This is a genomic window from Streptomyces sp. 13-12-16, from assembly GCF_002114215.1.
In the GTDB taxonomy this organism is placed as follows: Bacteria; Actinomycetota; Actinomycetes; order Streptomycetales; family Streptomycetaceae; genus Streptomyces.
The window spans coordinates 1-5,067 of the sequence record NZ_NCTE01000429.1 but is presented as its reverse complement, the minus strand read 5'-3'; the positions used below and the strand labels follow the sequence as shown (position 1 = coordinate 5,067).

The window sequence follows — 5,067 nt, the reverse complement described above, 5'->3', positions numbered from 1 at the left end:
GGACCCGGCGAAGAACTGCTCGGCCGGGTCTTCCTCACCCGGGTCGTCGAACCCGGTGACGAGACCGGCGGGCGCTGGGTGCGGGAGCTCGGCGTGGACGCCGTGGTGCGACGGCTGCGGGAGCGGGGGGACCCGCTGCCGGGGGTGAGCGGCAAGCGGTGGGCCGGGTTACTGGCCCGGGCCGAGCGGGCCGAACCGCACAGGGACCTCGCCCTCGCGCGGGACGCCGGGGTGCGCTTCGTGGCTCCCGGCACCCCGCAATGGCCCGGGCAGCTCGACGACCTGGGCGACGCCCGGCCGCTCGGACTGTGGGTGCGCGGGGGAGCGGACCTGCGGATGTGGGCGCTGCGCTCGGTCGCCGTCGTCGGCGCCCGCGCCTGCACCGAGTACGGCGCGCACATGGCCGCCGTCCTCTCCGCCGGCCTCGCCGAACGCGGCTGGATCGTGGTCTCCGGCGGCGCCTACGGGGTCGACGGCGCCGCCCATCGCGGTGCCCTCGGCTCGGGCGGCGCCACCATCGCCGTACTCGCCTGCGGAGTCGACCGGCCCTACCCGCGCGGCCACACCGGGCTGATCGGCAGAATCGCCGAACAAGGTCTGGTCGTCGGCGAGTTGCCGCCCGGTGAGCACCCGACGCCGAGCAGGTTCATCCTCCGCAACAGGGTGATCGCCGCGCTCACCCGGGGCACCGTCGTCGTCGAGGCCGCCCACCGCAGCGGCTCCCTGGTGACCGCCCGGGCGGCCCGCCGGCTGGGACGCCACACGATGGGAGTGCCGGGGCCGGCCACCAGCGGACTCTCCGCCGGGGTGCACGAACTGCTGCGGCAGGACGCGGCGCTGGTCACCGATGCCGCCGAGGTCGTCGAACTGGTCGGTGACATGGGCGAACTCGCGCCGGAACGCCGGGGCCCGGTGCTGCCCCGGGACCTGCTCGACCCGGCCGGACGACAGGTCCTCGCCGCGCTGCCGGGGCGCGGAACGGCCCGGCCGGAGGAGATCGCGCTCGCCGCGCAGACCACCCCGGACGACGCGATCGCCAGACTGTACGAACTACGAGCACTTGGTTACGTCGAACGACACGGCGACGGCTGGAAGTTGACGCGCCAGGCGATGATCCCGGTCCGGGACGGTCCCGAGCCTCGCTGACGCAGCGTGTTCGGCCGTCCGGGGGAACCCCGACACCCCATGGAATTTACGTCAGTTGGGTTACCCCGTCGATCACTCAGAGCGACGGGTGTGCCCCGGTGGAACGGCACCAGGAACGAATCTGCGCACGGCTCCACCTCGCTTCTTCGCACACCGCGACGCCTCAGTCACGCTACGCTCACGAGGATCCCGACACGGACAGGCAAGGACAGGCACCCAGACATCGGACAGACAGCGCACCCAGGCAGCACCAGTCCACGGCAGAACGGCACAAGGCGACGAATGCCCCAGCACACCTCCGGGTCCGACCGGGCGGCGATCCCCCCAGCCGCCCGCGACGGTGGCAGCGTGCGGCCGCCCGCTCCCTCGACGCTCGACGAGTTGTGGCGGTCGTACAAGGCGACGGGGGACGAAAGACTGCGTGAGCAGCTGATCCTGCACTACTCGCCGCTGGTGAAGTACGTCGCCGGCCGGGTCAGCGTGGGGCTGCCGCCCAATGTCGAGCAGGCGGATTTCGTCTCCTCCGGGGTCTTCGGGCTGATCGACGCGATCGAGAAGTTCGACGTCGACCGGGAGATCAAGTTCGAGACCTACGCGATCACCCGCATCCGGGGCGCGATGATCGACGAGCTGCGGGCGCTGGACTGGATCCCGCGCTCGGTGCGGCAGAAGGCGCGCAACGTGGAGCGCGCCTACGCCACGCTGGAGGCGCGGCTGCGCCGCACGCCGTCGGAGAGCGAGGTCGCCGGCGAGATGGGCATCACGGTGGCCGATCTGCACGCGGTTTTCAGCCAGTTGTCGCTGGCGAACGTTGTCGCCCTGGAGGAGCTGCTGCACGCCGGGGGCGACGGGGGCGATCAGCTCAGCTTCATGGACACCCTGGAGGACACCGCCGCCGACAACCCGGTGGAGGTGGCCGAGGACCGGGAGCTGCGGAGGTTCCTCGCGCGGGCCATCAACACGCTGCCGGAGCGGGAGAAGACCGTGGTCACGCTGTACTACTACGAGGGGCTCACCCTCGCCGAGATCGGCAATGTGCTGGGCGTGACCGAGAGCCGGGTCAGCCAGATCCACACCAAGTCCGTGCTGCAGCTGCGCGCGAAACTGGCGGGCTTCGGCCGCTGAGCCCTTCCGGCTCGGAGCGGGCCGATCCTCTGGCCGTCACGGGCGGGGCGTCCGTAAAGTGGTCGACGTGCCAAGGATTCGAGCGGCCTCCGTGGCCGAGCACCGGTCGATGCAGCGAGCCGCCCTGCTGGACGCGGCACGCTCCCTGCTGTCCGAGGGCGGTACGGAGGCGCTGACCTTCCCGGCCCTCGCCGAGCGCACCGGCCTCGCGCGTTCGTCCGTGTACGAGTACTTCCGCTCGCGGGCCGCCGTGGTCGAGGAGCTGTGCGAGGTCGACTTCCCGGTCTGGGCGGCGGAGGTCGAGGCGGCGATGGCGGTCGCCGACGGCGCCGAGGCCAAGATCGAGGCGTACGTCCGCAAGCAGCTGGAACTGGTCGGGGACCGGCGGCACCGCGCCGTGGTCGCGATCTCCGCGAGCGAGCTCGACGCCGGTGCCCGGGAGAAGATCCGCGCGGCCCACGGCGGCCTCATCGCGATGATCGTCGAGGCCCTGGCCGACCTGGACCACACCGAGCCCCGCCTCGCGGCGATGCTCCTCCAGGGCGTGGTCGACGCGGCCGTACGCCGCATCGAGCTGGGCGCGGCGGAAGATCCCGAAGCGATCACGGAAGCGGCCGTCTCTATGGCCCTCAGAGGCGTGAGCGGCTGACGGCCCCGCCACGGCGGTACCTCTCCCGACCCCTCCTCCGGGCCCGCCGGGCCTCCTTCCTCGGCTCCCGCCACCCCGAACCACCACGGCCACCCCTGATCCGGCCGTACGGCTCCGGAGTGACCGCACCTGTCGGCGGTCACTCCTTCGGGACCGTCCGGCGGCGTGGCCCGGTTCCTGTGGTTCTGTGCCGGCGTGGGTGTCTTGGGTTCGGCCGTACGGGGGTCCGGCCGGGTTCGGTCGTACGGCTCCGGTGCGGGCGTGTCTGTCGGCGGTCACTCCTTCGGGACCGTCCGGCGGCGTGGCCCGGTTCCCGGGGCTCTGTGCCGGTGTGGGACGCGCACGGTCCGGTTGCGTGCTTCTCAGGCCGGCATCGGTACCCCGAGCACCGGCAGCAGTCTTGACGGGCCTGTGCGCAGGAGCCATGGGGGGAGCAGGGTGAGCGGATCCAGGTAGGTGTCGTCCCTCAGCAGGCCCCAGTGGACGCAGGGGGCCGTGCAGTGGGAGCCCGTGGGTTCCGCCGTGCCGATGACCTCGCCCGTCTTCACCTCGTCGTCCTCGGCCACCGACGCGCGGACCGGTTCGTAGGTGGTGCGCAACGGAGGGTCGCCCGTGCCGGACAGCTCCACCGAGACGACGCCCTTCCCGGCCACCCGGCCCGCGAAGGAGACCCGGCCCGCCGCCACCGCCCGTACCGGTGTCCCCGGTGGAGCCGCCAGGTCCACGCCCCGGTGCCCGCGCCCGTACACCGTCGCCGGCGGCTCCCAGCCGCGCAGTACCCGCGGCCGTACCCCCACCGGCCACACCCGTCCGACGGCCGGTGTCCCGGCGCCCTCGCCCGCCGGAGCCACCGCTCCCGTCCCCGCCGCCGACAGACCGGGCGGAGGCGGGGCCAGCAGCACCGCCAGGATCAGGACCACCAGAAGGACCAATCGCGTACACGCCCTCGTGAATGCACTCTTCCGCATGCCGCAGAGCCTTCCGGACATCCGTGATCACCGCCCGGACCCGTGGACCACCGGTCGTTTGTGGACAACGGCGTCACCCGGCGCCTCGCGGGTCCCGTACACTTCTGGTGGCGACCCGGGCCACCGGGTCGACTTCGCACGCCCCGACATCAGGACCGGTCACGGCCGGACCCCGGATGTCAGCGCCCCTCGGTCCTTCGTGGCAACGGCGCGTCGCGGGCGTCAGGCGCGGAAGCCGTCCGGCATCCGCGGCACAACCGAGAAATTCAAGGAGATACGGCCATGGCCGTCGTCACGATGCGGGAGCTGCTGGAGAGCGGCGTCCACTTCGGTCACCAGACCCGTCGTTGGAACCCGAAGATGAAGCGCTTCATCTTCACGGAGCGCAACGGCATCTACATCATCGACCTGCTCCAGTCGCTGTCGTACATCGACCGCGCCTACGAGTTCGTCAAGGAGACCGTCGCCCACGGCGGCACGGTCATGTTCGTCGGCACGAAGAAGCAGGCGCAGGAGGCCATCGCCGAGCAGGCGTCCCGCGTCGGCATGCCCTACGTCAACCAGCGCTGGCTGGGCGGCATGCTCACCAACTTCTCGACCGTCTACAAGCGTCTGCAGCGCCTCAAGGAGCTCGAGCAGATCGACTTCGAGGACGTGGCCGCCTCCGGCCTCACCAAGAAGGAGCTGCTGGTCCTCTCCCGCGAGAAGGCCAAGCTGGAGAAGACCCTCGGCGGTATCCGCGAGATGCAGAAGGTGCCCAGCGCCGTCTGGATCGTGGACACCAAGAAGGAGCACATCGCGGTCGGCGAGGCCCGGAAGCTCAACATCCCGGTCGTCGCCATCCTCGACACCAACTGCGACCCCGACGAGGTCGACTACAAGATCCCGGGCAACGACGACGCGATCCGCTCCGTCACCCTGCTCACCCGCGTGATCGCCGACGCCGTCGCCGAGGGCCTGATGTCCCGCTCCGGTGTCGCCGAGGCCGGCAAGGGCGAGAAGGCCGCCGGTGAGCCGCTGGCCGAGTGGGAGCGCGACCTGCTCGCGGGCGAGAAGAAGGCCGACGAGAAGGCCGAGGAGGCCGCTCCGGCCGCCGCCGAGGCCGAGCAGCCGGCTGAGGCCCCCGCCGCCGAGGCCCCCGCTGCCGAGGCCGCCCCGGCCGCCGAGGCCGAGCAGGCC

General features: G+C 71.9%; 5 protein-coding genes. 4 read left to right on the top strand and 1 reads right to left on the bottom strand.

What is annotated here, in order from left to right; genetic code table 11:
* The 3 genes from dprA to B7767_RS17655 all read left to right on the top strand — a co-directional run.
* A partial coding sequence (gene dprA / locus B7767_RS46390; RefSeq protein ID WP_085573036.1) for a DNA-processing protein DprA occupies positions 1-1,146 on the top strand: 1,146 nt, incomplete at its 5' end.
* A gap of 282 nt (positions 1,147-1,428) precedes the next feature.
* Positions 1,429-2,271, top strand: a complete 843-nt coding sequence (whiG, locus tag B7767_RS17660) for an RNA polymerase sigma factor WhiG (protein WP_085573035.1) — start codon at positions 1,429-1,431, stop codon at positions 2,269-2,271.
* A 91-nt stretch (positions 2,272-2,362) separates the two neighbouring features.
* Positions 2,363-2,920, top strand: coding sequence for a TetR/AcrR family transcriptional regulator (locus tag B7767_RS17655; RefSeq protein ID WP_085573034.1), 558 nt, complete (start codon positions 2,363-2,365; stop codon positions 2,918-2,920).
* Positions 2,921-3,282: 362 nt separating this feature from the next.
* Here the strand turns inward: B7767_RS17655 and B7767_RS17650 are convergent, their stop codons facing one another.
* Entirely contained in the window at positions 3,283-3,888 is a 606-nt protein-coding gene (locus B7767_RS17650; protein WP_085573033.1) for a M23 family metallopeptidase, read from the bottom strand.
* Between the two features lie 282 nt (positions 3,889-4,170).
* On the opposite strand from B7767_RS17650, the gene rpsB reads away from it, so the two are divergent.
* On the top strand, positions 4,171-5,067 hold an 897-nt coding region (gene rpsB / locus B7767_RS17645), incomplete at its 3' end, for a 30S ribosomal protein S2 (protein WP_085573032.1).

Bases quoted from the DNA above. Each gene is read 5' to 3' on its own strand.
- whiG (WP_085573035.1), top strand. From the start codon at position 1,429: ATGCCCCAGCACACCTCCGGGTCCGACCGGGCGGCGATCCCCCCAGCC.
- B7767_RS17650 (WP_085573033.1), bottom strand. From the start codon at position 3,888: ATGCGGAAGAGTGCATTCACGAGGGCGTGTACGCGATTGGTCCTTCTG.